Here is a 629-nt window from a genome sequence, read left to right as displayed (position 1 = left end):
TGCTGGTCGACGACTCCTTCGACCGCACGGGGACCGGTTTCGGGTCTCCGGGCGAGGGCATGGCGTGGAGCCCGTGGTCCTCCAAGGCCACGATGTCCACGGCCGACGGCGCCGGGTCGATCGCGTGGTCGGCGGCCTCGGCCTCGGCCTCGGCGCGGTTGAACGGGCTCAGCGCCCAGGACTCGGACGTGCGGACCGCGGTGCGGTTCGCTGATGCGCCCACCGGAGGCGGCGGGTACTTCTCGGTGCAGTCGCGCCGGTCGGGCAGCGAGTTCTACGCCGCGACGCTGCGGGCCCGCACGGGAGCCACGTCGGAGCTGTCGCTCACCCGCTCGGCCGGGGGCAAGGAGGATGTCCTGCGCAGCGTGCCGCTGACGGGTCTGTCCGTGGCCCGGGACAAGGAGCTCAACGTGCGTCTCGAGACGGTCACGGTCCCTGCAGGGGCCGGGACCGTGCTGCGGGCGAAGGTGTGGGCCACCGGGACCGCGGAACCGCAGGACTGGCAGGTCCAGGTGGAGGACTCCACCGCGAGCCTGCAGCGAGAAGGGGTGTTCCAGCTCGGCTACTACGTCTCGGGGTCCGCGACCAACGCCCCGGGGACCCTGAGCGTCAACCGCTTCACCGCACGC

1 pseudogene is annotated in these 629 nt (G+C 72.7%); it reads left to right on the top strand.

Annotated elements, in window-relative coordinates:
• Positions 1–59: 59 nt before the first annotated feature.
• Positions 60–629: pseudogene (locus PU704_RS19965) on the top strand (hypothetical protein); the annotation flags it as partial.

The organism is Kocuria oceani, assembly GCF_029524215.1.
GTDB classification, from domain to species: domain Bacteria; phylum Actinomycetota; class Actinomycetes; order Actinomycetales; family Micrococcaceae; genus Kocuria; species Kocuria oceani.
This window is presented reverse-complemented; position numbering and strand designations above follow the sequence as displayed.